Genomic DNA, 599 nt, shown 5'->3' with positions numbered 1-599 from the left:
ACGATGCCCGTGCCGACGTGTTCGATTACATCGAGCGCTTCTACAATGCCGTTCGCAGGCACTCGACCATCGGCTACATCAGCCCGGTCGAGTTCGAAAAGAAGGTGGGATTAGCTTAACTGAGCGTCCACGAAACCGGCAGCAGGCCATACCTACCTTGATCAACGCCCCAGCCTTCGAGTCAAACCAGTCTCCAAAAAACTCACTTCTCGGGATCGATCTACTGTCGATCTCTGAGAGTTTCGTGCTCTTGAAGCTGCTGGTTTGCGGCAAAGTGGCGCGTACCGCGAAGCCGACGTCTTCTCTTGGCGGATGATGCCGAAGCGCCGGCGATATTGGTGAAGCTCCTTCCCATCCGGGCAGGTGTAGAGATCCTGGGCGTGGTCGTAGGTGAAGTCGGAGCGGCTGAAGGTGCCGTCGCTGCGCTGGGATTTGTCGAAGACCGGAATGTGCGGCTCGATCCCACGCTCATGGACCAGCCAGGCGAGGTTCTCGGCCGAGCCATAGGCGCTATCGGCGGCGAGCCTCGCGGGCCAGAGGCCAAAGCGCTCCTGCGTTCGGTCGAGCATGGTGCGGGCCGAGCCGACCTCGGCCTGCCG

At 60.8% G+C, this 599-nt stretch carries 1 protein-coding gene and 1 pseudogene (1 of these 2 only partly in view); one reads left to right on the top strand and one right to left on the bottom strand.

Annotated elements, in window-relative coordinates; all coding sequences use genetic code 11:
* A partial coding sequence (locus tag J0H39_25675; protein MBN9500154.1) for an IS3 family transposase occupies positions 1–119 on the top strand: 119 nt, incomplete at its 5' end.
* A 231-nt stretch (positions 120–350) separates the two neighbouring features.
* Here the strand turns inward: J0H39_25675 and J0H39_25670 are convergent.
* Positions 351–599 (bottom strand): annotated as a pseudogene (locus J0H39_25670) (transposase) (it continues 584 nt past the right edge of the window).

The organism is Alphaproteobacteria bacterium, from assembly GCA_017308135.1.
Lineage (GTDB): Bacteria > Pseudomonadota > Alphaproteobacteria > CACIAM-22H2 > CACIAM-22H2 > Tagaea.
Note: the sequence above shows the minus strand (reverse complement) of the source record. Positions and strands in the feature narration are given on the sequence as shown.